Source organism: Anaeromyxobacter terrae (assembly GCF_022690685.1).
GTDB classification, from domain to species: domain Bacteria; phylum Myxococcota; class Myxococcia; order Myxococcales; family Anaeromyxobacteraceae; genus Anaeromyxobacter; species Anaeromyxobacter terrae.
This window is the reverse complement of the sequence record NZ_JALCYY010000040.1, coordinates 14,664-39,707: the sequence shown is the minus strand read 5'-3', so window position 1 is coordinate 39,707 and position 25,044 is coordinate 14,664. Positions and strand designations below refer to the sequence as shown.

General features: G+C 74.4%; 23 protein-coding genes. 5 read left to right on the top strand and 18 right to left on the bottom strand.

Annotated features, from left to right (window positions below):
* Window positions 1–12: 12 nt before the first annotated feature.
* Genes MNY62_RS17250 through MNY62_RS17240 form a run of 3 tightly spaced genes read right to left on the bottom strand, consistent with a single transcriptional unit; the run spans window position 13 to window position 2,818 of the window.
* Window positions 13–1,185, bottom strand: coding sequence for a 4-hydroxyphenylpyruvate dioxygenase family protein (locus MNY62_RS17250; protein WP_242345432.1), 1,173 nt, complete (start codon window positions 1,183–1,185; stop codon window positions 13–15).
* Window positions 1,182–1,844 carry a maleylacetoacetate isomerase gene (maiA, locus tag MNY62_RS17245; protein WP_242345431.1) on the bottom strand — a complete coding sequence of 221 codons (663 nt, stop codon included), beginning with the start codon at window positions 1,842–1,844 and terminating at the stop codon, window positions 1,182–1,184. Before maiA ends, MNY62_RS17250 begins: the two co-directional genes overlap by 4 nt.
* Window positions 1,841–2,818, bottom strand: coding sequence for a fumarylacetoacetate hydrolase family protein (locus MNY62_RS17240; protein WP_242345430.1), 978 nt, complete (start codon window positions 2,816–2,818; stop codon window positions 1,841–1,843). The genes maiA and MNY62_RS17240 overlap by 4 nt, the downstream gene beginning before the upstream one ends.
* 123 nt (window positions 2,819–2,941) lie before the next feature.
* On the opposite strand from MNY62_RS17240, the gene MNY62_RS17235 reads away from it, so the two are divergent.
* Window positions 2,942–4,108 carry a GNAT family N-acetyltransferase gene (locus MNY62_RS17235; protein WP_242345429.1) on the top strand — a complete coding sequence of 389 codons (1,167 nt, stop codon included), beginning with the start codon at window positions 2,942–2,944 and terminating at the stop codon, window positions 4,106–4,108.
* A gap of 13 nt (window positions 4,109–4,121) precedes the next feature.
* Here the strand turns inward: MNY62_RS17235 and MNY62_RS17230 are convergent, their stop codons facing one another.
* The 6 genes from MNY62_RS17230 to MNY62_RS17205 form a co-directional block, all read right to left on the bottom strand.
* A complete protein-coding gene (locus tag MNY62_RS17230; RefSeq protein ID WP_242345428.1) occupies window positions 4,122–4,877 on the bottom strand; it encodes a class I SAM-dependent methyltransferase in 756 nt (251 codons plus the stop codon).
* 96 nt (window positions 4,878–4,973) lie between these two features.
* Entirely contained in the window at window positions 4,974–6,167 is a 1,194-nt protein-coding gene (locus MNY62_RS17225) for a hypothetical protein (protein ID WP_242345427.1), read from the bottom strand.
* Between the two features lie 14 nt (window positions 6,168–6,181).
* Window positions 6,182–7,399 (bottom strand): tetratricopeptide repeat protein, encoded by a 1,218-nt coding sequence (locus MNY62_RS17220; protein ID WP_242345426.1) that lies wholly within the window; start codon window positions 7,397–7,399, stop codon window positions 6,182–6,184.
* Window positions 7,400–7,420: 21 nt separating this feature from the next.
* The gene (locus MNY62_RS17215; RefSeq protein WP_242345425.1) at window positions 7,421–9,355 is read right to left on the bottom strand and encodes a tetratricopeptide repeat protein; all 1,935 of its coding nucleotides are present in this window, start codon (window positions 9,353–9,355) and stop codon (window positions 7,421–7,423) included.
* Window positions 9,352–10,305 (bottom strand): sugar-transfer associated ATP-grasp domain-containing protein, encoded by a 954-nt coding sequence (locus MNY62_RS17210; RefSeq protein ID WP_242345424.1) that lies wholly within the window; start codon window positions 10,303–10,305, stop codon window positions 9,352–9,354. Before MNY62_RS17210 ends, MNY62_RS17215 begins: the two co-directional genes overlap by 4 nt.
* Window positions 10,302–11,909, bottom strand: coding sequence for a 7TM domain-containing protein (locus MNY62_RS17205; RefSeq protein WP_242345423.1), 1,608 nt, complete (start codon window positions 11,907–11,909; stop codon window positions 10,302–10,304). The genes MNY62_RS17210 and MNY62_RS17205 overlap by 4 nt, the downstream gene beginning before the upstream one ends.
* 167 nt (window positions 11,910–12,076) lie before the next feature.
* Between MNY62_RS17205 and MNY62_RS17200 the strand changes: the two genes are divergently transcribed.
* Entirely contained in the window at window positions 12,077–12,445 is a 369-nt protein-coding gene (locus tag MNY62_RS17200; RefSeq protein ID WP_242345422.1) for a peptide chain release factor-like protein, read from the top strand.
* Between the two features lie 21 nt (window positions 12,446–12,466).
* Here MNY62_RS17200 and MNY62_RS17195 read toward each other — a convergent pair whose 3' ends face one another.
* Window positions 12,467–12,820, bottom strand: a complete 354-nt coding sequence (locus MNY62_RS17195) for a hypothetical protein (protein WP_242345421.1) — start codon at window positions 12,818–12,820, stop codon at window positions 12,467–12,469.
* Window positions 12,821–12,959: 139 nt separating this feature from the next.
* Complete coding sequence (locus tag MNY62_RS17190; protein ID WP_242345420.1) at window positions 12,960–13,154, bottom strand: hypothetical protein; 195 nt, start codon at window positions 13,152–13,154, stop codon at window positions 12,960–12,962.
* Window positions 13,155–13,401: 247 nt separating this feature from the next.
* Between MNY62_RS17190 and MNY62_RS17185 the strand changes: the two genes are divergently transcribed.
* Window positions 13,402–14,019 carry a DUF488 domain-containing protein gene (locus MNY62_RS17185; protein WP_242345419.1) on the top strand — a complete coding sequence of 206 codons (618 nt, stop codon included), beginning with the start codon at window positions 13,402–13,404 and terminating at the stop codon, window positions 14,017–14,019.
* Here MNY62_RS17185 and MNY62_RS17180 read toward each other — a convergent pair.
* On the bottom strand, window positions 13,931–14,245 hold the full coding sequence (locus MNY62_RS17180) for a hypothetical protein (protein ID WP_242345418.1): 315 nt from the start codon (window positions 14,243–14,245) through the stop codon (window positions 13,931–13,933). The genes MNY62_RS17185 and MNY62_RS17180 overlap by 89 nt on opposite strands.
* Window positions 14,246–14,345: 100 nt before the next feature.
* On the opposite strand from MNY62_RS17180, the gene MNY62_RS17175 reads away from it, so the two are divergent.
* Window positions 14,346–15,101, top strand: coding sequence for a DUF4292 domain-containing protein (locus MNY62_RS17175; RefSeq protein ID WP_242345417.1), 756 nt, complete (start codon window positions 14,346–14,348; stop codon window positions 15,099–15,101).
* 150 nt (window positions 15,102–15,251) lie between these two features.
* Here the strand turns inward: MNY62_RS17175 and MNY62_RS17170 are convergent, their stop codons facing one another.
* Both MNY62_RS17170 and MNY62_RS17165 read right to left on the bottom strand, forming a co-directional pair.
* Window positions 15,252–17,813 carry a DEAD/DEAH box helicase gene (locus MNY62_RS17170; RefSeq protein WP_242345416.1) on the bottom strand — a complete coding sequence of 854 codons (2,562 nt, stop codon included), beginning with the start codon at window positions 17,811–17,813 and terminating at the stop codon, window positions 15,252–15,254.
* 114 nt (window positions 17,814–17,927) lie between these two features.
* Window positions 17,928–19,532 (bottom strand): methyl-accepting chemotaxis protein, encoded by a 1,605-nt coding sequence (locus tag MNY62_RS17165; protein WP_242345415.1) that lies wholly within the window; start codon window positions 19,530–19,532, stop codon window positions 17,928–17,930.
* Window positions 19,533–19,744: 212 nt separating this feature from the next.
* Here MNY62_RS17165 and MNY62_RS17160 point away from each other — a divergent pair, with 212 nt between their 5' ends.
* The gene (locus tag MNY62_RS17160; RefSeq protein ID WP_242345414.1) at window positions 19,745–20,854 is read left to right on the top strand and encodes a methyl-accepting chemotaxis protein; all 1,110 of its coding nucleotides are present in this window, start codon (window positions 19,745–19,747) and stop codon (window positions 20,852–20,854) included.
* A gap of 907 nt (window positions 20,855–21,761) precedes the next feature.
* Here MNY62_RS17160 and MNY62_RS17155 read toward each other — a convergent pair.
* The 4 genes from MNY62_RS17155 to MNY62_RS17140 form a co-directional block, all read right to left on the bottom strand.
* A complete protein-coding gene (locus MNY62_RS17155) occupies window positions 21,762–22,205 on the bottom strand; it encodes a pyridoxamine 5'-phosphate oxidase family protein (protein WP_242345413.1) in 444 nt (147 codons plus the stop codon).
* Window positions 22,206–22,257: 52 nt separating this feature from the next.
* Window positions 22,258–22,899: a glutathione transferase gene (yfcF, locus tag MNY62_RS17150; protein WP_242345412.1), complete on the bottom strand. Its 642-nt coding sequence runs from the start codon at window positions 22,897–22,899 to the stop codon at window positions 22,258–22,260.
* A gap of 133 nt (window positions 22,900–23,032) precedes the next feature.
* Window positions 23,033–23,770: an FKBP-type peptidyl-prolyl cis-trans isomerase gene (locus MNY62_RS17145; protein ID WP_242345411.1), complete on the bottom strand. Its 738-nt coding sequence runs from the start codon at window positions 23,768–23,770 to the stop codon at window positions 23,033–23,035.
* Entirely contained in the window at window positions 23,767–25,002 is a 1,236-nt protein-coding gene (locus tag MNY62_RS17140) for an AI-2E family transporter (protein ID WP_242345410.1), read from the bottom strand. Before MNY62_RS17140 ends, MNY62_RS17145 begins: the two co-directional genes overlap by 4 nt.
* Window positions 25,003–25,044 lie beyond the last annotated feature (42 nt).

Here is a 25,044-nt window from a genome sequence, read left to right as displayed (position 1 = left end):
GCGGCGTCCGCGCTACGCGCGCCCCTCGCGCTGCTGCTCGCGCTCGATCGACTCGAACAGCGCGCGGAAGTTGCCCGCGCCGAAGCCCTGGTCGCCCTTGCGCTGGATGATCTCGAAGAAGAACGGCCCGGCCTCGGGCTCGTGGTAGAGCCCCGCCGCGTCGCGCAGGAAGATCTGGAGGAGGTACGAGCCCCGGCCCGCGCCGTCGACCAGGATCTCGAGCTCCTGCAGCGTCTTCACCTCCTCGTCGATCCGCCCGATCCCGGTCTCCTGGATCCGCGCAGGGAGCGCCTCGTAGTAGGAGGCGGGGGTCGGCATGAACTCGACGCCGCGGGCGCGCAGGCCGCGCACCGCGGAGAGGATGTCCGTCACGGTGAGCGCCGCGTGCTGGATGCCGTCGCCGCGGTGGTCCTCGTTGAAGACGTTGATCTGCGAGGACTTGAACGCCGGCCGCCAGGGCTCGTTGTTCGCGAACTTCACGCCCGAGCGCGGGTCCTTCATCACGACCGAGCGGAGGCCGGAGCCCTTCTGCGCCTGGATCGCCGCGCGCCTCGCCTCGGCGGCGTCCTTCGTGTGGAACTGCACCTCCCAGAACTCCTCCAGGCCGAGCACGTGCTCCATCCAGAGGAGCGCCGGCTTCATGGTCTGGAAGTTCGAGGTGAGGTGGTCGATGTAGCCGAAGCCGAAGGCGTTCTGGCCGCCCTTCGGCGCCGCGTGCCGCGCGACGCCCGGGTAGAGCCCGCGGTAGCCGCGCCGCTCGACGAAGCGGAAGGTGGTGTCGCCGAGCGGCGTCGTGATGTTGAAGGTGCGGAGCGTGCCGCCCTCGTCCTCGTGGACCTGGAGATCGGTGACCGGGGTGCCGCCGCGCTCCTCGAGGAGCCGGAACGCGCGGTCCGCGTCCTCCACCTCGAAGATCACCGCGCCGACGCCGTCGGGGTGCTTGCGCAGGTAGCGCCAGGCCCGGCCGCCCTCGCCGAGCGGCTGCGAGCAGAGGATCCGGACGTCGCCGGCCTCGAACGCGGCCGAGCGCTGGTGGCCCTCGCGGTCGAGGTCCGAGGTGGACGCGCCCGTCTCGGCGAAGTCGAGTCGCTCGAGGTAGAAGCGCCGGCTCCGCTCGAGATCGTGCACGTAGTAGTGCAGGGCCTCGATGCGGACGATCCCCAGGGGCTCGAGCGTCGTCGTCATGGCGTCCTCCGATCCGGTGGCGGTGCGTCGGGCTGGCGGTCGGGGTGGGCGTCCTGGAACGGCGCGAGCGCCGCGCAGGCCTCCTCGATCCGCAAGAGCGTGGGGTAGGGCGCGAGGTCCAGCGAGAACCGGCGCGCGTTGTAGAGCTGGGGCACGAGGTAGCAGTCGGCGAGCCCGGGCGCGTCGCCGTGGCAGAAGCGGCCCGTCTCGTCGTCCTGCAGGGCGCGCTCGAGCGCCTCGAGGCCTCGCCGGATCCAGAGCGCGGCCCACTCCTTCTCGTAGCCGGGCAGCTTCTCGCGGAGGGTGCGCAGCACGATCGCGTTCTGCAGCGGCTGGATGCCCGAGTTCACGTGCTCGGCGAGGGCGCGGACCCGCGCCCGCCCGTCGAGGTCGCGCGGCAGGAGCGGCGCCTGCGGGTAGCGCTCGTCGAGCCACTCCAGGATCGCCATCGACTGCGCGAGCCGCACGGAGTACCCGTGCTCCGACACCTCGAGCACCGGCACCTGCGCCATCGGGCTGCGCGCCTGGTAGTCCGGGCCGAACTGCTCCTGGGCGAGGAGGTTCACCGGCGCGTACTCGTACGCGAGCCCCTTCAGCGCGAGGCCGATCCGCACGCGCCAGGCCGAGGAGGAGCGCCAGTAGGAGTAGAGCCGGATCACGGCGTCACCACCTTCTGGTCGATGGTGCCGAAGACGTTCCGACCGGCGGCGTCGCGCACCTCGATCTCGACCCGATCGCCGGGCGCGAGGAACCGCGTCCGCGGCGCGCCGTGGTCGATCATCTCGAGCGCGCGCTGCTCGGCGATGCAGGAGTAGCCGCGGGCGCGGTCGGCGTTGGAGACCGTGCCGCTGCCGAGGATCGTGCCGGCGGTGAAGGCGCGCGTCTTCGCGACGTGGCGGAGCAGGTCGTGGAAGGAGAAGTGCATCTCGGGCCCGGTCTCGACGTCGCCGACCCGCTCGCCGTTCCAGCGCACCGTCATGCGCAGGTGGAGCCGGCCGCCCCGCCAGGCGCCGCCGAGCTCGTCGGGCGTGACGGCGAACGGAGAGAACGCGGTCGCCGGCTTCGACTGGAAGAAGCCGAAGCCCTTCGCGAGCTCGGGCGGGACGAGGTTCCGGTGGGTGACGTCGTTCGCGAGGCAGACGAGCCGGACGTACCGCTCCGCGTCCGCCGCCGCGACGCCGCGCGGCACGTCGCCGAGCACGACGCAGACCTCCGCCTCGAAGTCCATGCCCCAGGCCGGATCGGGGAGTGGGATGTCCTCGCGCGGCGCGAGCAGCACGCCGGAGCCGCCCTGGTAGACGAGGGGATCCTGCTCGAGGGTGGGCGGCGGCTCCGCGCCGCGCGCCCTGCGGACGAGGCGCACGTGGTTCAGGTAGGCCGAGCCGTCCACCCACTCGAAAGCGCGCGGCAAGGGCGAAAGGAGGCGGCCCGGCTCGAGCGGCGCGAGGTGCACCTTGCCGGCGTCGACCGACTCGGCGAGGGCCCGCAGCGCGGGCTCGCACGCCTCCCAGCCGTCGAGCGCGGCCTGCAAGGTCGGCGCGATGCCGGAGGCGTCGGCGTACGCAGCGCCGTCCCGGTGCACCACCACGAGCCGACCGTCGCGGCTCCCATCACGTAAGGTCGCGAGGCGCATCTTGGGGCGAAGGTAGTAATGGACGCCCCGCACCGACGCGAGGTGCGCGGGGCGTCCCGTGTAGGGCGAGCGGCCGGCCGTGCCGCGTTGCGGCAGACGGCGCGCCAGCGCTAAGAACCGCCCGTGACCGGCCTCTCCCTCACCGCACACGCCTCGATCTCGGAGCTCCCCGCCGCGGAGTGGGACGCGCTCCTCGCCCACGAACCGGCCCGCGCGAGCCCGTTCGTGCGCCACGCGTTCCTGCGCGCGATGGAGGAGAGCGGCTCGGCGTCCCCGCGCACCGGCTGGCGCCCGCGGCACCTCGCCCTCCGCCGCGGCGGGACGCTCGTCGCCGCCGCGCCTGCCTACCTGAAGGGCGGCTCCGACGGAGACTTCTCGCGCGACTGGGAGTGGGCGGCGGCGGCGGAGCGCGCCGGGATCCCGTACTACCCCAAGCTCGTCCTCGCGGTCCCGTTCACTCCGGCGACCGGGAGGCGAATCCTGGCCGCCCCCGGCGAGGACCGGCGCGCGCTCGTCGCGGCGCTCCTCGCCGGCGCGCGGCGGGTCGCCGAGGACGAGGGCGCGCACGGCCTCCACGTGCTCTTCGCCGACGCGGAGGAGGCCCGCGAGCTCGAGGAGGTCGGGCTCGTCCTGCGCGTGGACTTCCAGTACCATTGGCGGAACGAGGGCTACGCCTCGCCCGAGGAGTTCCTCGCGCGCTTCCCCTCCAAGCGCCGGAACGCCATCCGCCGCGAGCGGGCGGCGCCGGCGCGCCAGGGGATCGCGATCCGCACGGTCCGCGGCGACGAGCTCTCGCGCGACCCGGAGGGCTGGGCCCGCGCCTGCTACCGGCTCCACCGCGCCTCGACGGACCGCATGGTGTGGGGGATGCGCTTCGTGAACCTCGGCTTCTACGAGCGCGCCCTCGCGTGGCTCCCCGAGGCGGTGGAGGTGGTCGAGGCCCGGCGCGAGGGGAAGCTCGTCGGCATGGCGTTCAATCTCGCCGGCCCCGACCGGCTCTACGGGCGCTACTGGGGCTGCGTCGAGTCCCACCCGTTCCTGCACTTCAACGTCGCGCTGTACCACTCCATCGACGAGTGCATCCGGCGGGGCACCCGCGTGTTCGAGGGCGGCGCCGGCGGGGAGCACAAGGTCGCGCGCGGCTTCGAGCCGGCGGAGACCTGGAGCGCCCACCTCCACCTCGACGCGCGCCTCGACGGCGCCGTGCGACGCCACCTCGCGGACGAGCGGCAGGAGCGGCTCCTCGCGGTGCGGCGCTGGCGCGAGGAGCACCCGCGGCTCGGGGGGTGAGGGTGAGGGAGGGCTAACCGCCTCGCCTCGCCCACGCGAGCGCGAGCTCGCGCCGCCACACCGCCCCGCCGTGGGCGTCCGCGAGGGCGCGCCCGTCGGCGAGGAGCGCCGCGAGGGCGGTCTCGCCGAGCGCCGGACCGACGTAGGAGAGCGACCGCAGCACGGCGTCGAGCCGCGACGGGGTGAGCTCCTCCTCGGCCTCGAACCGCTCGGACACCGGCGCGCCCAGCCCCGCGACGGAGAAGAGGAGGCCGACGGGCGGCGGCGCGGGGCGGGCCTTGAAGTTCGCGGCGGCGATGCGCGCCGAGAGCGCGGCGAGGAACGGGGTGTCCGCGAGGCGCGGGGTCACGACCGCGAGGACGCCCGTGGGCGCGAGGAGCCGAGCCGCCTCCCGCCCGCCGCGCTCGGGATCCACCCACTGCAGCGCGTCCGCGAGGACGACGAGCTCGAACGCGCCGTCCGGGAGGCCGGTCTCCTCGGCGGCGGCGTGCACCGCGGTGACGCGCGGGGCGCCCTCGGCGGTGAGGACGTCGAGCATGGCGCGCGCCGGCTCGACCGCGAACACCTCCGCGCCGAGCGCCGCGAGCGGCAGCGCGAGCTGCCCGGTCCCGGCGCCGAGGTCCGCGACGCGCGCCCCCGAACCGCCCGCGAGCGCGAGGAGCCGCGAGACGAGCGGCGGCGGGTAGCCCGGCCGCTGCCGGTAGGGCTCCGCGAGCCGGTTGAAGACCCAGCGGGAGGGATCGGTGACGCGGACGCCGCGGCGGGACACCCGCGTAGCCTAACCGAACCGCGCCGCCCGGGCGCCACCGCGCGCGGCGAGGCCGGCCGCGGTGGCACCTGGGCCCCGGCGCCCCCTCTGCGACCCTCAGCGGCTCGCGCGCGGCATGCGCCACTCGAGGCCGGCGATGGCGCGCACGTTGTCGTAGCTCCAGCGGATGTCGTAGAAGCGGCCGGCCGGATAGACGCCGGGGACGTAGTCCGGGTAGTTCGTGTCGCGCGTCACCCACTCGGCCTCGGCGCGCAGCGCGAGGCCGCCCGCGAGCGCGTAGCGCAGCTCGCCGCCGAGCGCGAGCCGGCGGTCGTAGAGCCGCGCCCCGTCCGACGTGTTCGCCTTCGAGTCCGGCCCGTACCCCCGCAGCCACGCCTCGGCGCGGAGCTGGGCCTCGAGCCGCTCGGTGAGCGGGGACTTCACGAGGAGGCGCGGGTGCTGCCCCTGGTAGGAGTAGTAGCCCTGGAACGCGTCGCGCTGGACCTCGTACCCGTAGCGGAGCGACACGTCGACCGCGCCGCCGAGCCTGGAGAGCTCGACCTCCACCGACGGCTCGACCGTGTCGAGCTCCTGCTCCGGGTTCCCGCTCGTGGCGCCGGTGCGCGCGTCTCGCGCGAGGAGCGTGAAGTCCTGACGGTGGACGTAGTCCACCCGGAACGCCGTCGCGTAGCGCTCGCCCAGGATCCGCCACGAGGCCTCGAGCTGATGCTGGCCGTTGTCGCGCGGGGTGAGGTGCATCGGCACGGCGGGATCGAAGTTGGGGTCCTGGGCGTAGGAGTACGAGACGTAGCGGTACTTGAGCCGGAGGTGCTGGTGCGCCACGGGGGTCGCGTAGAGGTTCACCCCGGCGCGCCAGGTGAGGTACCCGTAGCGGTCGGTGCCGGGCATGTTGCCGAGCGCGTCGCGCTGGTACAGGTCCTCCCAGCCGGGCCGATACGCGCCCCCGATCGACGCCTCCGCCCCGAGCCTGAGCCGCTTCAGGACCCGGTACTCGGGCTCGACGCCCACCGAGCCGGTGGTCTCGGACAGCGTCGCGCCGAAGGTCTGCCGGTGCGCGAAGCGGACGGGCAGGGCGAGCTGGAAGGCGCCGCTCCGGAGCTCGGGCGTGAGGGCCCCCTCGGCGAGGGCGAGCGCGCCCGAGTCGCGCCGGACGCCGTAGCCGTCGAAGGCGCCCGCGTACACGCCGGCGCGCGCGTCGAGGGTCCACTGCGGCGCGGCGTCGGCGGCCGCGGCGGGGGGCGCGGCGACGAGGAGGGCGAGGGCGGAGAGGGCGGCGAGGGCGCGGATCATCGCGGGGTTCCTTGTCACGGGCAGAGGCACGGCGGGGTCGCGGCGGCGAGGTAGGTCGCCGTCGACGAGACGTAGGTGCTCGAGGGGAAGTCGGCGGAGAGCTTCGCGTAGGCCGCGCAGGCGGAGGCCGGGGCGGGATCCGACGCGCGCGGGGTGGTGCAGAACTGCCAGGTCGAGTTCACGTAGGTGCGCGCCAGGTAGTGGAGCGCGTTGTCCGCGTAGGTGTTCGTCGCCGGGACGGCGCGGAACGCGCCGGCGGCCGCGGCGAGGTCCGCGGGGTCGAGCCCGGCGCTGGCGTAGTAGAACGCGTGCGCGTAGCGGGCGCGGCCGAGCCAGTACTGGGCGGAGCCTGCGTAGCTCGACGCAGGCACCGCCAGCGTCCGCTCGAACGCCGCGACCGCTGCCTCGAGGTTGGCCTTGCGCGCCGCCGCCTCGGCGGTGGAGAGCCCGGTGAAGGTGGCCGTGGCGTTCACCGGCTCCGCGAGGTAGCTCCGCCCGAGGTAGTACTGCGCGTTGTCGTAGTACGTGCTCGTGGTCGGAACGACCTGCAGCTCCGCCTCGGCGAGGTCGAGCTTCGCGATCGCGCCGAGCCCGTCCCCCGCGCCCGCGAGCGCGAGCCCTAGCTCGAAGTCGCAGCGGCCGAGGTAGTACTGCGCGTTGTCCGCGTAGGTGCCGGTCGGGCCCGCCGCGAGCGACCGCTCGAACTGCGGGCGCGCCGTGGCGTAGTCCCCGAGCTGGAAGCGGGCGCGGCCGTCGAAGTAGGCGGCGTTGTCGATGAAGGGAGAGGCGGGGAAGGCCGCCAGCATCGCGTCGAGGCGCGCCACCGCGTCCTGGAACTCGGCGGGATCACCGCCGAGCGTGCCGCGCTCGTAGCTGCAGCGACCGGCGAGGTACGCGGCGTTGTCGAGCCGGATCGAGGTCGGGAACTGGACCGGGAGGGCGTCGAACCTGGCGCGCGCGTCCGCGTAGTCCTGGAGCGCGAGGGCTGCCTTCGCGGCGCTCGCGGCGGCGTCGGTCGGGGCCAGCGTGCGCGCCTCGCTCGCGGCGGCGTTGGCGGCGTCGTAGAGCGCGAGCCCCTCGGCGAAGAGCGAGTCGCCGGGGCGGTTGGGATCGATCGGGACCCCGCCCGGCGCGCTCGGGCTCTTCTGCCCGCCGCTGCACGCGAGCGCGAGGGCCGCGAGGACGGCGCAGCCGAGGAGGCCGGACGAGATCTCGAGGTGAGGCTTGGGCACGTGAAGCTCCTTCGGGCGAGGCTAGGGTGCGACGGCGGTGGTGGGGACGGGCCTGGGGGTGGGGATGTGCGAGGCGGCGCCCGCGCATCGCGACGGCAGGGCCTGGACGGCGGGGTCCTTCGGGGCCTCGGCGAGGAGCCGCCGCGCGGCCGTCTCGCAGGCGGTGCGGTTCCCTTCGCGGGCGGCGATCTCCGCGAGCGCCGCGCGCGCCTCGACGTCGCCGGGGACGAGGTCGAGGAGCTCCTCGAAGGCCTTCCGCGCGTCCGCCGTCCGGCCGGCGTCGAGGTGGAGCTCGGCGAGCGCGCGCTGGGAGGGCGCGTGGCCGGGGTCGATCGCGAGCGCGTGGGCGAGGGCGTCGCGCGCCTCGTCGCGCCGGGAGACCTCCTGGAGCACGAGCGCGAGGTCGTACCAGGCCGAGACGCTCCGCGGCGAGCGGGCGAGCACCGCCTGATACGCGGCGATCGCCTCGTCGGGCCTTCCGGCGCGCACCGCGGCGACGCCGAGGGAGAGCTGCGCGGCGTCGTACCCCGGGCGCGCCGCGAGCGCGCGCCCGAGCGAGGCCCGCGCGTCGTCGTAGCTCCCCGCCTCCGACTGGAGCTGCCCGAGCGCGAGCCACGCCGCCGCGTACTTCTCGTCGAGGGCGATCGCCTTGCGGTACGCGGCCTCGGCCGCGGCGCGATCGCCGCCCGCCTCCTCCAGCTTGCCGAGGTTCACCCAGGCGGCGCCGTACGCGGGGCGCAGGCGCAGGGCCTCGCCGTAGGCGGCGCGCGCGGCGGCCGCGTCGCCCGCGCGCTTCTCGAGCACCCCCAGGTTCAGGTAGGCCTCGGGGTAGTCGCCCTTCGCGACCTCGATCGCCTTGCGGTAGGCCCGGCGCGCGTCGTCGTCGCGGCCGTCGCGATCGGCGACGAGCGCGACGAGGAACTGGTGCTCCGGCTCCTGCGGCGCGTCGGCGACGAGCCGGTCCGCCTCGTGGCGCGCGCGGGCGAAGTCACGGGCCTGGAGCGCGAGGCGCAGCAGGCGCCGGCGCGCGTACCGCTGGGAGGGGTCGAGCCGGAGCGCGCGGTCGTACGCCTCGAGCGCCGCGGGCGTCTCGTCGGCCCGCTCGTGCGCGCGCCCGAGCAGCGCGTACACCGCGGCGAGGTCCGGCGCCACCTCGGCGGCGCGGAGGAGCACCTGCACGGCGCGGTGAGCGTCCTGGGCGGAGCTGGTGCCGAGCCAGGCGCGCGCGGTGCCGAGCAGGATCTCGGCGCGCGCGGGCGCGTACTCGACGGCCTTCGAGAAGCGCCGCTCCGCGCTCTCGCGCCGTCCGGCCGCGAGCTCCGCCGCGCCGAGCGCGACGAGGGCGCGAGCGCGGTCCTCGTTCGAGCCGGACGCCGCGGCGGGCTCGAGGATCGCGATGGCGCCGGCGGGATCGCCGCGCCGTCGCAGCAGGTTCCCGAGCGCGACGCGCGCGTAGCCCGTGGGCCGCTGCGCGAGGGAGCGACGGAGATCGCGCTCGGCGCCGTCCAGGTCGTCGAGGCGCGCGCGGGCGAGCCCGACGTGGAGCGCGCGCTGCGGCCCGGGCCCGAGCTGCTCCGCGCGCACCAGGTGCGGGAGCGCCTTCGCCGGGTCGCCCGCCGCGAGGAGCACCGCGCCGAGCTCCTCCTCGACCGCGGCGGCGCCCGGGCTCGCCGCGAGCGCGGCCTCGTAGAGCTTCAGCGCCTCCGCCTGCTCTCCGCGGCGCGCGGCGCGCCGCGCGCGCGCGTGCGCGTCCGAGACGGGCGCGTCGTCCCCGGCGCTCGCGGGGGCGGGCGCGTCGCCGTCGTCGCCCAGCGCCTCCTCGTCCCCCGCGATGGAGATGACGAGCGCGTCGTTGCCGCGCCGCGCCGCGAAGCTCTCGAGCGCGAGCGCGCCGGCGAGCAGCGCGCCGAGGAACACCAGCATGGGCCAGAGACGATCGAGGACGAGGCGGTTCATGCGGCGCTCCCGCCTGCGGCGCGCGGCTCGGGGAGCCCGCTCGGCGCGTCCGCGAGCGCCGCGAGCGCGTCCCCGAGCGCCCGGCCGGTGACGTTCTGGATCTCGAGCCCGGGGCGGGCGTTGATCTCGAGGACGAGCGGGCCGCGCTCGCGGTCGACCACCACGTCCACGCCGAGGTAGCCGAGCGGCACCGCTCGCGCGGCCCGGCGCGCGACCTCGAGGATCTCCGGCCAGCGGGGCAGGGCGAGCCCGAGCAAGGGCGCCCCGGACTCCGGGTGACGCTCCACGGCGCGGCCGTGGTGGAGCGCGCGGGAGGTGTGCCCGGTAGCGAGATCCACCGCGATGCCGAGGCCCCCCTGGTGCAGGTTCGCGCGCCCGCCCGACTCGGCGGTGGGCACGCGGATCATCGAGAGCACCGGCTCGCCGCGCAGCGTGATGACGCGCACGTCGCAGAGCCCGTCCGCCCACAGCGCGGCGAACAGCGCGTGCGGCTCGACGCGGCCCTCGACGAAGGCCCGGTCCTCGAGCTGGTTCGAGTGGACCCCGAAGACCACGTCGGCGAGGTGGCGCGCAAGCTCGCGCGGGGTGAGGAGCGCGCCGCCCGCGCGGCGCCAGCCGCCGGCGTCGGGGAGCCACTCGCCGGCGACGAGGATCCCGCCGCCGCCCGAGCCGTTCGCCGGCTTCACGACGAAGCGCGACCTCCCGCGCAGCGCCTCCACGACGCCGGGCACCGCGAAGAGCCCGTCGCACACCGCGAGCGTCTCCGGCACCGGCACCCCCGCCGCGGCGAAGCGCTCCTTCGCGAGGAGCTTGTCGTCGGCGAGCGGGTAGTCGCGCCGGTCGTTGTTCGGGTAGACGAGGACGAGGTTGCGGCGGTTGATGCCGTACACCGCCTCGCGGCGGGCGAGGAGCGCACGGATGCGATCGCGCGCGGCGGCGAGGAGGCTCACGGGGCGCCCCCCGGCGCTCCGGCCCCGAGCAGCCCGCGGAACCTCCGGTACTCGCTGAGCCGCATCCCCACCCAGCGCCCGAGGTAGACGTTCGCCGCGACGGCGAGCAGGAGCACCTCCGGGAACCCGATGACGAGCACCTGCAGCGCGAGCGAGTTCATCACCACGTAGCAGGCGAGCATCACGACGAGCGTGCCCACGAGCTCCTTCCCCGCCGCGCGCGGCCCGTGCTCGGTGAGCGACAGGTAGAAGCGCTCCGCGCAGATGGCGAGCACCGCGATCGGGAACATCGTGACGTGCGTGAGCCCGGCGATGCCGAGCCGATCCGCGAGCATCGAGGTGCCGACGAGCGTGACGACCACTGCGCAGAGGAGGATCGCGAGGGTGGGCGAGTGGAGGAGCTCGAGCCGCGCCACGGCCCAGCGCGCGGTCGCGACCGCGGCGACGACGATGAGCACCGCGAGCGCGCCGAAGCCGGCGCCGGTCTCGCCCGCCGCGGCGGCGAGCAGCGCAGGCAGGAACGTGCCGTAGGTCGGCATGCCGACGACGTTCCGGAAGAGCACGGTGAGGAGCGCGCCGATGGGGAGCATGAGGATCGTCCGGAGCAGGCTGAACGGCAGCTTCAGGCGATCGAACAGGCCCCACACGTCGAGGAAGGTGAAGGACGCCTTCGCGCGCGGCGACGGGACGAGCTGCGTGCGGATCTCGAACCGGTAGTCGAAGTTCACGTCCGAGGTGTGCCGGAACAGGACCTCGTCGCCGTAGTAGAGCGTGAGGTAGCGCTCCGGCAGCTCGGCGAAGTGATCGTTCGTCGGGCAGAACGGGATCCAGTGGCCGGAGACGTACGCCTCGACCCACTGGTGCGAGGTGCGCTTCGAGCCGGGCTCCAGGATGAGCCCGCCGACCAGGCGCGCCGGGATGCCCGTGGCGCGCGCGAGCGCGACGAAGAGGCGGCTCTTGCCGTTGCAGCTCGCCTCGCCCAGGCGCAGCGCGGTGAGCGCGTCGGTGGTCCCCTTGAACGGCCGGGACGTGAGCCCGTGGGCGAAGTCGTGGATCCGCCGCAGCCGCTCCATGACCGGCCCGCGGTCCGCGCCGATGCGCGCGAGGGTGTCCGCGATCTCCGGCGCGTCCACCTGGATCTCCTTCTCCGGGCGGAGCGCCGCCGCCGTCGAGGCCGGGTAGGAGGTGGGGACGGGGAGATCGGCGGGGATCGTGTACGAGACCCGCCGCGGCACGATCTTGACGGTGTGCCGGATCGCGGCCCCGTCCGGCACCTGCGCGCCGACCCAGGTCGCGACCCGGTTCGGGCCGTCGAGGACCTGCGACAGGTGGAACCCCGTGGACTCGGTCCGCTCGTCGGAGATCGTCTGCCGCGCGTCGCTCGCCGGGAGGAAGGTCCGCACGCGCACGTCGCCGCCGTGCCCGTCGAGCCGCAGCGCGTAGGAGACCTCGTACTGGCGCACCGGCAGGACGTCCGCGAGCGAGTACCCGAGCGCGCGGACCTTGTAGAGCATCAGGCCGGCGGTCGCCGCGACGAGGGCGACGAGGGTGATTGCGACCTTCCGCGGGTGGGCGAGCGCCATGAGGGTGCGGCGGATGATCACGGAGGACCCGCGTCCGGTCAATCGTGCGCTCGCTCGCTCCTTCGCCGACAGGTGCGGCGAACGGAGGCGCTCGGCGCGCGCGCGCACCTCGCCGCAGACGGCGGCGCGAGGGCTCCCGCTCCGGGCCGACCGCGCGTACTCTCCGCCCGACCGAACCGGAGGACCGCGTGATTTCCGACGAGCTCCGCGCCAGCGCCCGCCGCGCCCTCGCGCTCCCCGACGCGGCGCTGCTCGCCGAGTGCGAGGAGTCGTTCTTCGTGGGCAGCGGTCCCGGCGGTCAGCACCGCAACAAGACGGAGAGCGCCGTGCGGCTCGTCCACGGTCCCACCGGCGTGACGGTCACCGCGACGGAGCGGCGCAGCCAGCTCCAGAACCGCGAGGCCGCGCTCGCGCGCCTGCGCGACCGGCTCGGCGCGCTCGCTCACCGGCCCAAGCCGCGCCGGCCGACGAAGCCCACGCGCGGCTCGAAGGAGCGGCGCATCACCGAGAAGAAGCGGCGCGGGGAGCGGAAGGCGACGCGGAGAGGGTGGGACTAACGCCCGCCAGACGACCCCGCGTCAGTTCCCGAGCTGGGACGCGAGCGGGATCGGGGCCACCACGCCGGCTGCGACGAGCCGCTCGAGCGAGGCGCGCACCTCGTCGGCGGCGATGCCCGCGGCCTCGAGCTCCCGGACGAGATCCGGGACCCCGAGCCGCTTGCCGCGGAGCTCCGCGAGCACGATCCCGTCCGCAGGCGTCACGCGGTGCGGCCCGGCCCACGCGGCGAGCGCGGCGTCGAGGGCGGCGCGGCCGCTCGCGCGCGACTCCGCGACGACGTTCCGGTAGGCCGCCTCGACGTCAGCGCCCTCCGCGGAGAGCGTGAACTTCTGCCCGCGGGGCCATCGTTTCGGTTCGTTGCGTTTACCCAGCATCGGCGGGAACTTATGCTGCCGAGGCTGGGTCGTTGTCAATCGCGGGTCCCGCGGACCTCGGTAGGAGGCGAGCGTCCGCCCCATCGTCGCCGCGTGAGAAGCCCCAGCGCGGCGGCGGGCGGGGCTTCAGCAGCCGGCTTCAGCAGCCGCCCGGCTCCAGCCGGGGGCTGTAGGCGACGAGCCCCTCGCGCCCGAAGACGCGCTGGACCTCGATGCGGAGCCCGTTCACGAGATCCCGCTGGCGCGCCTCCGCCAGGAAGCGGATCCCGGCCTCCTCGATCACCACGTCGCGCTGCGGGTCGGCCGTCTCGTCCAGAGACAGGTTGAAGCTCACGCCCCCTCAGCCACGCCCGACGTGGATCCGGACGTACTGGGCATGCTCGCCCGTGCCCGCGAGGGCGAGGAGCGTCTCGCGGGCGCGGGGCTCGATCTCGATGATGGGGTCGGAGGCGCTGGTCATGGGTGCGTTGGAGCCCTGCTTCGCGTGGAGGGTTCGGGAGCTCAGTACGCCGCCGGCGCCCCGCGGGGAAGAGAACGCGAGGGGCCCCGTCCCGGGCTTTACCCCGGAGGCTGCGTCGTCCATGAGATGGCTCCGCATGGAGGAGGAACGCGAACGCCGCCCGCGGGCCGCCCCGGGGTGGGGGAAGGCGCAGGTCCTCGCCATCGGCCACTCCACCCGGCCGATCGCCGAGCTCGTCGAGCTGCTGCGGGGCGCGGACGTCGTCACCGTGGCGGACGTCCGGACCATCCCGCGCTCGCGCGCGAACCCGCAGTACGAGGGACCGGCGCTCGCGCGCGCGCTCGCGGCCGCGGGCATCGGCTACCAGCACCTGCCGGCGCTCGGCGGCCTCCGGCGCGCGCGCAAGGACTCGCCCAACGCGGGCTGGCGGAACGCGAGCTTCCGCGGCTACGCGGACCACATGGCGACGCCGGAGTTCGAGGAGGGCCTCGTCCAGCTCCGCTCCGTCGCCCGCGAGGGCCCCGTCGCGATCCTGTGCGCGGAGGCGGTCCCGTGGCGGTGCCACCGCTCGCTCATCGCCGACGCGCTGCTGGCGCACGGGGTGGTCGTCCGCCACATCGTGGGGCGGGGCCGGACGCGGCCACACCGGCTCACGCCGTTCGCGCGGATGGAGGGGCGCCGGGTGACCTACCCAGAGCCCGAGCCCGGCGATCCCGGCGCCGGTGGCGGAGGACGATGAGGAGCCCCAGCACCCCGCTCCCGAGGAGGATCGCGTTCGTCGCGACGAACACGGGGTTGCCGACGAGGGCGCTGTAGATCGTGAAGCCGGTCGAGGCGGCGATCTGCCCCACGAAGAGCCAGCGCGAGACGCCCTCGCTCGTGCCCTCCTTCCACTGCTTGTGCACCTGCTTCGCGAGGGTCGCGACGAGGATGGCGGAGCTGAGCCAGCCGAGGAGCTCGGTCACCCGGGAACGGTGCACCTCCGGGGCGCGAGCGGCCACCGTTTGCGCTCGCCCCGCCGGACAGAGGACACTCGCGCCCTCCCCCCCGCTCCCGAGGAACCCCTTGCTCACCCTCCCGCTCGTCCTCCTGCTCGCCACTGCCACCGGTCCGGGCGCGAAGGCCCGGCCGGCAGCGCCGGCGCCGGAGCGCTCCTCCGCCGCGAAGGGCGCCCCGCTCCCCCGCGAGGTCGCGGCGCTCGTCCGGCGCTGCGTCGAGGCCTACGGCGGCGAGGCGGCCGTCGCGCGCGCCGCGACGAGCCTGCACGAGGGGACGGTGACCTCGCTCCTGCACCCGGGCGGCCCGGGCCGCATCGGCCGTGCCTATTCGCGCCCCGGCCGGCTGCGCGTCGAGGTGGCGTTCGGCGACGCGCAGGGCGCGGAGATCCGCGTGCTCGACGGCGCGCGCGGGTGGCGTCAGGGGCAGGAGGTCACGGGGCCGCTCCTCGATTCGATGATCCTGCAGGCGGCGCGCATCGACCTGCCCGCGCAGCTCGCCGCGCCGGGGGCGAAGGTGACGGCGCGCGGCACGCTCGCGCTCGGGGGCAAGACGCTGCGGGTCCTCGCGCTCGAGCTCGCGCCCGGGTTCGTCGTCGAGGCGGCGATCGACCCCGACTCCGGCCGGATCCTGCGCTCGCGGGGGAGCCGCGCCGGGCCGTCGCCCGTCGAGTTCATCACGACCTACTCGGACTTCCGCACCGTGGACGGCGTGCTCGTGCCGTTCCACGAGGAGAACTGGGCGAACGGGAAGACGACCGGGGAGACGGTGCTCTCGCGCGTCGAGTTCCCCGGTTCCTTCCCGCCCGAGCTGTTCCGGCCGTAGCTCCGCGAGCGAAGCGAGCGCGCCGGGGCGCCGCCGCATTCGCGGCGAAGCCGCCACGCGGCGGCGCACGGGACCCGGCGAGCAGGGGTGGGGCCCCGACGACGGCCCGGCCGTCGGCGGGGCGGGGGCGCAGCCCCCGTGCGCGGCCCTTTAACCCCCCACGCGCACGAGCGAGAGCAGCGGCAGGTCCGGCTCCCGCGGGGAGGTGAGGTCGATCTCGCACTGGATCATCCAGTCGACCTCGCCCTTCTCGTCCACGATCCGCTGGACCGCCTCCCAGCGCCGCGGCCCGAGCTCCTTCACGAACGTGTTGTGCGGCCGGCGCGCGGCGGGGGTCGTGTCGATCCGAGGGTGCTCGGCCCAGTACGGCGCCATCGCTTCCTCGAGGCCGGCCGGCGTCCAGTCGCCGCCCGGCGCGAGCGCGGCGAGCGCGGCGGCCGCGTCCTTGCGGGCGAGCGCGACGAGCAGCGCGTGCAGCTCGGTGCGGATCCGCGCGGCGAACGCGCGCGGATCGGCCCAGACCGGCGGCGGCCCGAGCGTCTCCGCGACGGCGGCCCGCGCGTCGACCGCCCGCGCCTGGTACGCCGGGTCGCGCATCCGCTCCCACTCGTCGATGAGCGACGAGTCGACGCCCCGCACCGTGGCGCGCAGGAAGGCGATGACGTCGAGGAGCGCGTCGTCGCGGTAGGTCTCCGGCACGGTCTGCACGAGCGTCTTGTAGGTCTCGGAGAGGTAGCGCAGGACGAGCCCCTCGGAGCGCTGCAGCTCGTACTCCCGCACGTAGTCGCCGAAGGTCATGAACCGCTCGACCATCTCGCGGGCGACCGACTTCGGGCGGATGTTCTCCTGCCCGACCCAGGGGTGCTTCGCGGCGAACTCGTTGAACGTGGCGTAGACGAAGTCGCGGTTGGGCTTCGGGTACTCGACGTTCTCGAGCTCCTTCATCCGCTCGTCGTACTCCATCCCCTTCGCCTTCATCTCCGCGACCGCCTCGCCGCGCGCCCGATCGAGCTGCTTCCAGAGGATGACGTCCGGGTCCTCGAGGATCGACTCGACGGTCGAGAGGACGTCGAGAGCGTAGGTCTCGCGCTCGGCGGGGATCCGCGGGAGCGTGTCGAGCAGGTACAGCGCGAGCGTCTGGAAGAGCGAGAAGTCCTTCTGCAGGCCGCGCGAGGGGCGCACGTACGCGCCGCGGTACCCCTCGACGCGGCGGACGTCCACGAGCCCCGCCCCGCGGAGCGTGCGGAACCGCTGCGCCGCGAGCCGGCGGTGCTTCGCGCGGACGTGGTCGTTCCCGTGCGAGCGCGCGATGAGCTCGACGAGGCGGCCGTAGCCGCCGCCGACCCGCGAGGTCTCGCTCTGCAGGAGGTTCACGAGGAGGCCGAAGGTCGGATCGAACCGGCTCTCGAGCGGCTCCGGCTCCTTCTGGATGAGCTTCTCGAAGGTGCTCCTGTCGAAGTGGACGTAGCCCTTCGTCGGCGGCTGCTTCTTCACCACCTTCTTGCCCGCGGCGGCCTTCTCGGCGAGCCGCTTGTTCTCGATGACGTGCTCGGGCGCCTGCGCCACCACGAAGCCGCGCTCGTCGAACCCCTTGCGCCCGGCGCGCCCGGCGATCTGGTGGAAGTCGCGCGCCGAGAGGATCGCCGTCTTCTGGCCGTCGAACTTGCAGAGCTGGGTGAACAGCACCGTGCGGATGGGGATGTTCACGCCCATGCCGAGCGTGTCGGTCCCCGACACGACCTTGAGGAGCCCGCCCTGGGCGAGCTTCTCGACGAGGAGCCGGTACTTGGGGAGGAGCCCGGCGTGGTGGAGCCCGATGCCGTGCCGGAGGAAGCGCTGCAGGTCCTTGCCGTAGGGCGAGTCGAAGCGCACGCCCTCGAGCATCGCGGCGATGCGCGCCTTCTCCTCCTTGGAGGAGAAGTTGGCGCTCATGAGGTTCTGCGCCTGCTCGGCCGCGGCGCGCTGCGTGAAGTTGACGAGGTAGATGGGGGCGCGGCTCGAGGTGACGAGCGCCTCGATCGTCTCGTGCAGCGGCGTCTCGCGGTACTCGTACTCGAGCGGCACCGGGCGCGCCGCGTTGCGCACCGCCGAGACCTCGCGCCCCGTCACCTGCCGGAGCGAGTCCTCGATCGCCCGCGTGTCGCCGAGCGTCGCGGACATGAGGAGGAAGCGCGTGCCCTCGAGGGCGAGGAGCGGCACCTGCCAGGCGACGCCGCGCTCCCGGTCCCCGTAGTAGTGGAACTCGTCCATGACGACCGCGTCCACGCGCGGGTCCGCCTCGCGCACGGCGAGGTTCATGAGGATCTCGGCGGTGCAGCAGACGATGGGCGCGTCGCGGTTCACCGCCGCGTCGCCCGTCATCATCCCCACGTTGTCCGGTCCGAACAGGCGGCACAGGTCGAAGAACTTCTCGTTGACGAGCGCCTTGATCGGGCAGGTGTAGAAGGACCGCTTCCCCGCCGCCATCGCCTGGAAGTGCAGGAACGTCGCGACGAGCGACTTGCCCGAGCCCGTGGGCGTGTTGAGGACCAGGTGGCGCTCGTCGAGGAGCTGGAGGATCGCCTCCTCCTGGTGCGGGTAGAGCGTGAGGCCGGTCGCGCCCACCCACGAGACGAAGCGGTCGAGCACGGCGTCCGGAGCGAGCGTCTCGCCCTGCGACGGGAGGAGCGCGGCGAGGGGGGCCTCGCCCGGGGTGGCGGCGGCGGTGGTCATGGGCGGAGGCTTTCGTACCGCGCGCCGGCTGCCGGCGCCAGCGCCGTCCGGCGCCCGCAGCCTGCGCGGCGGCGCCGAGGGCGTCTCCCGCGCGCTCCGGCGGGCGCGACTCGCCTACACCCGGAACCCGTCCGCGATCGCCGAGATGCGCGCGGCGGTCGCGGTCAGCTCCTGCGCGGCCCCCTGCAGCACCTGCACGCGCGCGACCGTCTCCTCCATCCCGCGGTCGAGGTCCCGCATCGCGCCCGCGATCTGCGCGACCCCTTGCGACTGCTGCTGGACCGCGGTCGCGATCTGCAGCGCCGCGTCGCTCGTCTCCCGCACGAACGCGCCGATCTCCCGCAGGCTCTCGCCGGAGGCGCGGATCCGCGCGACCGAGCCCTCCATCCCGCGCGTCCCGCTCTCGGTCGTGTCGAGCGTCGCCCGCACCGCGCCCACGATGTCCTCGACGATCCGGGCGATGCGGCCCGCGCTCTGGCCGGACTGCTCGGCGAGGGCGCGCACCTCGGAGGCGACCACGCCGAACCCCTTGCCCGCCTCGCCGGCGCGCGCCGCCTCGATGGAGGCGTTCATGGAGAGGACGTGCGACTGCACCGAGAGATCGCGGACGCTCTCCACGATGTCGCTCACCTGCTGCGTCTGGTCGAGGAGCCGCGACGAGCGCCCGAGGATCTCCCCGACCGCCGCCTGGATCCGACGCAGCCCCTCCACGCTCTCCTCGGCGGCGGACTGTCCCTCGCTGGAGAGCTCCGCCGCGCGCCGCGCCACGTCGAGCACGGAGGCCGCGCGGCTCGCCGCGACGGCGGAGGTCTGCTCGAGCTCCCGCGTCGTCGCGCTCGTCTCCGAGACCCCCGCCGCCTGCCGCTCGAGGATCGCGTTCTGCGCCCGGGCGTGCTCCGCGAGCCGCTCCGCGGCGCGCCCGAGCTCGCCGGACGAGGTCTTGAGCGCGGCGACGATCTGGCGGAGCCGCTCGGTCATGCGCCGGAAGCTGAAGGCGAGCGTCCCGATCTCGTCGCCGGTGCGCAGGTCGATGTCGTGCGTGAGATCGCCGTCGGCGATGCGGAGCGCGGCGCGGTTGAGCGCCAGCACCGGGCGCGAGAGGCGCCAGGCGAGGACCCAGGCGAGCACGGCGGAGCCCACGGCCGCCGCGAGCAGGATCGCGGCGCTCGCCACGACGGCGCGGCGCTGGAGCGCCCGCGCCGCCTCGAACCCGCTCGCCATCGCCTCGCGCGCGCGCCGCGTCTCCGCCGCGAGCGCCTCCTTCACGGCGAGGTACCGGGTCGACACCGCGCGCGTCGCGGCGTCGTCCGCCGGGGCGGTCTCGGCCCGCACGCGCGCCGCCGCACGCGCTCGGGCCACGCCGTACCAGCCCTGGATCCCGTCGACGAGCGTCGCGGCCCGATCGTCCTCCACGGAGCTCGTCGGAGCGGCGGCGAGCCGCGCGAGGAGGTCCTCCTGGAGCACGTCGGCCGCCTCGAGCGCGCTCGCGTCGCGCTGCTCCGACGCGTCCTGGAGCTGCCGCTGCACCCTCGCGAGGCTGCCCTCCAGGTCCTGGAAGAGCTGGAGGGTGGGGAACTCCCGGGTCTCCACGCGGCGGAGCTCGTCGGCGGCCGACGACGAGAGCCGGGAAGAGACCCCGGTCGCGAGCAGCGTCGCGACGGCCGCGATGAGCGAGGGGGCGACGATCTTCTGGCGGAACGAGAGGGCGAGCGGGCGCATGGCGCGCGCGGAGGATAGCACCGCCCGCCCGCAGGCCCGAGGAGCCGGGGAATGCCTCGGCCCATACCGGCCAGGGGGTGTGGGGGAGTGCAGGTGCCCCCAGGAGCTCGGGCGCGACCGCGCGGCGCGCGGGCGGCCGGTCGGGAGTGTGGCGGGGCGGGAGGCGTTGCAGCACAATCCGGCGGCGACCGGATCCGGAGGACGGCGGCGACATGAAGCGGCTCGGCTACGACTGGTATGGCGCGCTCATCGGCGTGGGGCTGCCCGTGGTCGCGACGTTCGTCGAGGCCTATCGCCACCTGGGCACGCTCACGCCCGACGCGCTCCTCCGCACGCACCTGCACCAGCCGCTCCTCTGGCTCATGGACACGACGCCGTTCGTCCTCGGCGCGATCGGCAAGCTCGTGGAGCGGCAGCACGACGAGCTCGTCCGCCAGAGCGCGGAGATCCTGCGCCAGAGCGACGAGATCGTCCGGCTGGAGCAGGCGCGCCGCGAGAGCTTCGATCGGACCGCGAAGGAGCTCTCCCTCGTTGCGCAGGGGCTCCTCGGGAACGTGGCTGCCTTCACCCGGACCACCTCCGAGGCCGCCGCGGGCGTCCGCGAGACCACGGCCGCGATGAACCAGCTCTCCCTGAGCGCCAGCTCCGCCGCGCTCACCGCCGAGACGGTCATCGGTCTCGCCGTCCAGGCGGAGCGCCAGAGCGCGCAGGGCCTCGCGCAGGCGGAGGCCTCCGGCGCGGAGCTCCTGCGGCTCGCGGAGGAGGTCCGCGGCCTGTCGCGGCAGATCGAGGCGCTCGACGCGCGGATGCGCGACGTCTACGACCTCGGCGACCTCCTGCGCGACGTGGCGGATCGCTCCGAGCAGCTCGCGGAGGGCGCCGCCGGGATCGCGGCCCGCGCCGGCTCCGGCACGGAGGGGCCCGGGGACGTCGCCGAGCGGCTGCGGCGGCAGGGCGCCGAGACCCGCAGCGCCGCCGCCCACGCGCGCCAGACCCTGTCGGACGTCCACCGGGCGATGCTCGATGCGGTGAGCGCGGCGGAGGGGGGCATCGCGCACGCCCAGCTCGGGGCGGCGACCGCGACCCGCACCGCCGAGACGATCCGCGGGCTCGCGACCGCGCTCTCGGAGTCCTCCCGCGCGGCGCGGGAGATCGCCCGGGTCGCGCAGCAGCAGGAGGGCGCGATCGAGCAGGTGCTGAAGGCGATGAACGAGATCGCCCACTCGACCGACGACACGCTCGCCTCGACGCGCGAGGTCGACCGCGAGGCGCGCGCGCTGAACGAGCTCGCGACGTTCCTCAGGGCGGCGACGAAGGCCTGATCCGCCGTCGGAGCACGGGACCCGGCGAGCGGGGGGGGGCGCAGCCCTCATCATTCATCACATCCTGAGGCTGACCGACCGTGCACGCGGTTGCCGTTCGACGAGCGGCCCAGCGCGCGCGGCGGTTGGGGCATCGACGGGGTGAGCACGCGCCGTCCGGGAAAGCGCCCTTCGGAGGGCGGCAAGACACGACGAGCGTGACCGTGGGGACCTGGGTCACGGGTTCGGAAGCTTGGCGGTGGCGGGCGCCGCAACGGGCGGCCGGAGTGCCGTCGCTTCCGCTCGCGCAGGCGAACGGCGAGGACGTTCGAGTCGAGGGAAGCGGGGGCGAGCGAAGACATGGAGTGCACCTCCAGATGCACCCTTCGTAACACGCATTTTTCGGGAGCTCCGGAAGCCCTCCAGGCTCGTGCGAGTGCGGCTATTCTCGGTGTGCCCTCGGCGACCCCCTGCCGCGGTCGAACGCGCGCGCCAGGCCCAGGTGCGCGCGCGTGAGTGGCTCTGTCGCGCCGCCTCGAACCCCGGAGCGAAATTTCGGCGGGGAGTAGTCAAGGGCGTTCTTCACGCACCGCAACTGGGACCAATTGTTCACATCGCCATGAAGCGCGTAAGACGACCGGCGCTACCTCTGGCGATAGTTGTTACGTTCAGTGAATCCAACGCAGGCGCCTGCGCCGCTTCCGGGCTCGCCTCCGCGCGTGGGCGCGAGCGCCCACGGCAAGACTCTCGGTGAATAGACGCTCGCCTGCACCCGCCACTCCGGCTGGGCCGCTCGGAACAATGCTCGACAGCGGGATCCCACCTCGTCGATGCCCGAGTCCGATGTGCGCATCCATACGCCGGTCCAACGGCGTACGGCCCTCCGGGCGGTCGGCCCTGAAATGTGATGAGTGGAGCCCCGACAGCTTCAGCCCCGCCGCCGGGCTGCGCTGAACAGCACCTCGAGCTTCCCGGTCCGGCCGTCGCACCGCTCGACGTGCTCGGGGATGACGCGCAGGAGCGCGAGCTCGCGCTGCTCCGGGCCCTCGGGGAACCAGCGCACCCACGACGGATCCCACAGCTCCTGCGCGAGCTTCTTGTCCTTCAGCACCTCGCCGCGGCCGGACACGGAGACCGTCGTCCCGTCGGCGGCGTCGAAGAAGACGAGCGCGCAGCGGGGATCGGCCTCGAGGTCCTTGCACTTGCTCGAGGCGAGCGAGGTCGCGAACCAGATCTCCTCGCCGCGGACCTGCTGGCGCATCGCCATCGGGCGGGCGTGGAGGTGGCCGTCCTCCGCGCCGCGCGTCGTCAGGATCGCGGTCCGGTAGCCGGAGAGGAGCTTGGCGTACCCGTGGGGATCGTCGGCGGCCATGTTCGAATCATGGATCCGGGGGCGCGCGCGGACGCGCGCCGGTTGGGGCCGGTCAGGCCCTGTCCTTCCAGCGCGTGTGCCCGAGCCACTCGCGGACGGAGGGGCGGGCGAAGATGGCTCGCGCGTAGTCGGCGAGCCGCTCGGGGCAGGGGTCGTGGTTCGCGGCCAGGCGCTGGAGCATGAGCGCGAGGTCGGCGTCCGCGGGCGTGAACGCGCCGGTGAGGAACGACGCCCCGGCGGGCAGCACGCGGTCGGCGATGCGGACGAGCCGCTCGGCGTCGGCGCGCCCGGTCGCCGTGAAGGGCTTCGCGGGCTCGCCCGAGAAGAAGGTCGAGGTGGGCCGCTCCACGCGGAGGGCTCCGAGGTCGCTCCGGACGAACGCCTGGATCATGCGGACGCGCGCGCGGGCGCGGACGTCGGCGGGGTAGAGGCGTGGGTGCGGCGGGCCGAACGCCTCGTCCACGTACTCGTCGATCGCCGAGGACTCGGCGAGCCAGAAGTCCCCGTGGCGCAGCGCCGGGACGCGCCCGGTGAGCGACGCGTCGGCGTACTCCGGGCGCAGGTGCTCCCGGCGTTCCAGCGAGAGGAGCTCCATCCGGAACGGCACCCCCTTTTCCTGGAGGGTGACGAACGCGGAGAAGACGTAGGGGCTCGTCCAGCCGTCGCTGCCGTAGAGGATGAGTTCGTCGGCCATGGCGAACGAACCGTAACGCCGAATGGGAGCCGCGGAGCGGGGCGACCCACGAGGCAGCGGAGGCCCGGGTGGGGTCCTTCGGAGGCAGGCCGCCCCGCCGGCGGGAGCCGTCGACGGGGCCGGGGCCGCGCGCTTACTTCACAATCTCCAGGAGCTCGATCTCGAACGTGAGGACCGCGTTGCCCGGGATGACGGGCGGCCGGCCCTGGGCCCCGTAGGCGATGTCCGACGGGCACACGAGCTTGGCCTTGCCGCCGACCTTCATCTTCTGGAGCCCCTCCGTCCAGCACTTGATGACGCCGCCGAGCGGGAACTCCGCCGGCTGGCCGCGCTGCACGGAGCTGTCGAACACCTTCCCGTTCACGAGGGTGCCCGTGTAGTGGACCTTCACCTTGTCCGCCGCAGTCGGGCTCGCCCCGGTGCCCTCCTTGATCGGGATGACGACGGCGCCGGACGCGGTCTTGACGGCGCCCTTCTCGCCGGCAGCCTTGGCGAGGTACGCCGGGCCGGTCTCCTTCTCCTTGGCGGACGCGACCGCGTTCGCCTTCTCCATGCGCGAGCGCGCGAAGTCGTTCACCGCCTGGCCCGTCTTGGGATCGAGGTCCGTCTTCGCCTTGCCCGTGGCGCCGTCGCGGATGCCCTTCATGACGATCTCGAGCTCGGCGGGGGTGAGCGCGAACACCTGCAGGCTGTTCGCGACCGCGAGGCCGACGGAGTAGAGCGTCTTCTCGGTGTCCGCCGGGCTCTCCTTCTTCTCGGCGGCGGCGGCGGCCGGCGCGGGCGCGGGCTTCTTCTCGGGGGCCTTGCCCCCCTGAGCGTGCGCGGAGGTCCCGAGCGTGAGCGCGGCGAGCAGGGCGAGTGACTTTCTCATGTGGAGCTTCCTTTCGTGCGCGGCGCTTCGAGCGCCGCGTCCTGCGGGGTCGCTGCGGGCACCGCTCGAGCCTCGGCGGCGCGAGCGTCGAGCTCCGCCAGCTTGCGGTGCAGGAACCTGAAGATCGCGACCACGACGCTCGCCACCGGAACCGCGAGCAGCGCGCCGACGAGCCCCCAGGTGCGCTCGCCAATGACGAGCGCGAGGACGATGAGCACGGGGTGGATCTTCGAGGCGTCCCCCATGATCTTGGGGTTCAGGACGTACGCCTCGAGCGCGTGGATGACGAGGATCCACCCGAGCGCCAGGGCGGCCTTCGAGAGGCCCCCGGCGGTGAGGGCGAGCAGCACGATCGGGACCGAGGAGAGGATCGTGCCGAAGATCGGGACGACGTAGAGGACGGTCGCGAGCGCGCCGAGCGCGAACGCGAACGGCACCGGGATGAGGAGGAGGCCGACGAGCGTGAGCACGCCGTTCACGAGCATGATCGTGAGCTGGCCGCGCACGACGCCGGACAGCCCCGAGTCGATGCCGCGCAGGAGGCGCCGGAAGTCGTCGCGCAGGTTGGCCGGGACGAGGGACTCGAAGAACCGCACGATGCGCGGCGCGTCCATCGAGATGAACGCGGTGAGCATGAAGAGCAGGATGCAGAAGAACAGCGTCTGGATCGTTCCGGCGAGGAGCACGCGCGAGAACGTGACCACGTCGCCGACGCGGCCCCGCATCCCCTCGCTCGCGTCGTGCAGCGCGTCCGCGATCCCCGCCGCGAGGTCCACGGAGAAGCGCGCCCCGCCCTGGCGAGGCCCCTCGTAGGGCAGCAGGTCGACGGGGATGCCGTAGCGCTCGAGGAACGCGTCCATCCCGCGCACCCAGCCCTGGATCTTCTCGGGCGTGATGCCGGCGAGGAAGTCGCGCAGCTCGACGAGGCCGCGGACCGCCTCGCGGTAGATCTGCGGCAGGATCGAGACGCCGGCGAGGTACGCGAGCGCGCCGAGCGCGACGTACACGACGAGCACCGCGGCCCAGCGCGGGACGGCGCGCCCGGCGACGCGCGTCCGCGCGAGCCGCGAGATGAGCGGATCGAGCACGTAGGCCGCGAGCGCCGCGAGCACGAAGGGCAGCAGCACCGGCCAGGCGATCACGAAGATCGCGAGGACGAGCGCCCAGACCACCGCGGTGAGCGCGAAGAGCTGCGCGCGAGGTCTCTTCCAGAGCGGTGCGCGGTACGCCATCGGCGCGCGAGTATCCCCCATCGTCCAGCCGGGCGCCGCCCG

Coding starts and splice junctions, on each gene's coding strand:
- MNY62_RS17250 (WP_242345432.1), bottom strand. CDS start 1,185: ATGACGACGACGCTCGAGCCCCTGGGGATCGTCCGCATCGAGGCCCTG.
- MNY62_RS17240 (WP_242345430.1), bottom strand. CDS start 2,818: ATGCGCCTCGCGACCTTACGTGATGGGAGCCGCGACGGTCGGCTCGTG.
- MNY62_RS17225 (WP_242345427.1), bottom strand. CDS start 6,167: ATGATCCGCGCCCTCGCCGCCCTCTCCGCCCTCGCCCTCCTCGTCGCC.
- MNY62_RS17215 (WP_242345425.1), bottom strand. CDS start 9,355: ATGAACCGCCTCGTCCTCGATCGTCTCTGGCCCATGCTGGTGTTCCTC.
- MNY62_RS17195 (WP_242345421.1), bottom strand. CDS start 12,820: ATGCTGGGTAAACGCAACGAACCGAAACGATGGCCCCGCGGGCAGAAG.
- MNY62_RS17185 (WP_242345419.1), top strand. CDS start 13,402: ATGAGATGGCTCCGCATGGAGGAGGAACGCGAACGCCGCCCGCGGGCC.
- MNY62_RS17170 (WP_242345416.1), bottom strand. CDS start 17,813: ATGACCACCGCCGCCGCCACCCCGGGCGAGGCCCCCCTCGCCGCGCTC.
- MNY62_RS17165 (WP_242345415.1), bottom strand. CDS start 19,532: ATGCGCCCGCTCGCCCTCTCGTTCCGCCAGAAGATCGTCGCCCCCTCG.
- MNY62_RS17160 (WP_242345414.1), top strand. CDS start 19,745: ATGAAGCGGCTCGGCTACGACTGGTATGGCGCGCTCATCGGCGTGGGG.
- MNY62_RS17155 (WP_242345413.1), bottom strand. CDS start 22,205: ATGGCCGCCGACGATCCCCACGGGTACGCCAAGCTCCTCTCCGGCTAC.
- yfcF (WP_242345412.1), bottom strand. CDS start 22,899: ATGGCCGACGAACTCATCCTCTACGGCAGCGACGGCTGGACGAGCCCC.
- MNY62_RS17145 (WP_242345411.1), bottom strand. CDS start 23,770: ATGAGAAAGTCACTCGCCCTGCTCGCCGCGCTCACGCTCGGGACCTCC.
- MNY62_RS17140 (WP_242345410.1), bottom strand. CDS start 25,002: ATGGCGTACCGCGCACCGCTCTGGAAGAGACCTCGCGCGCAGCTCTTC.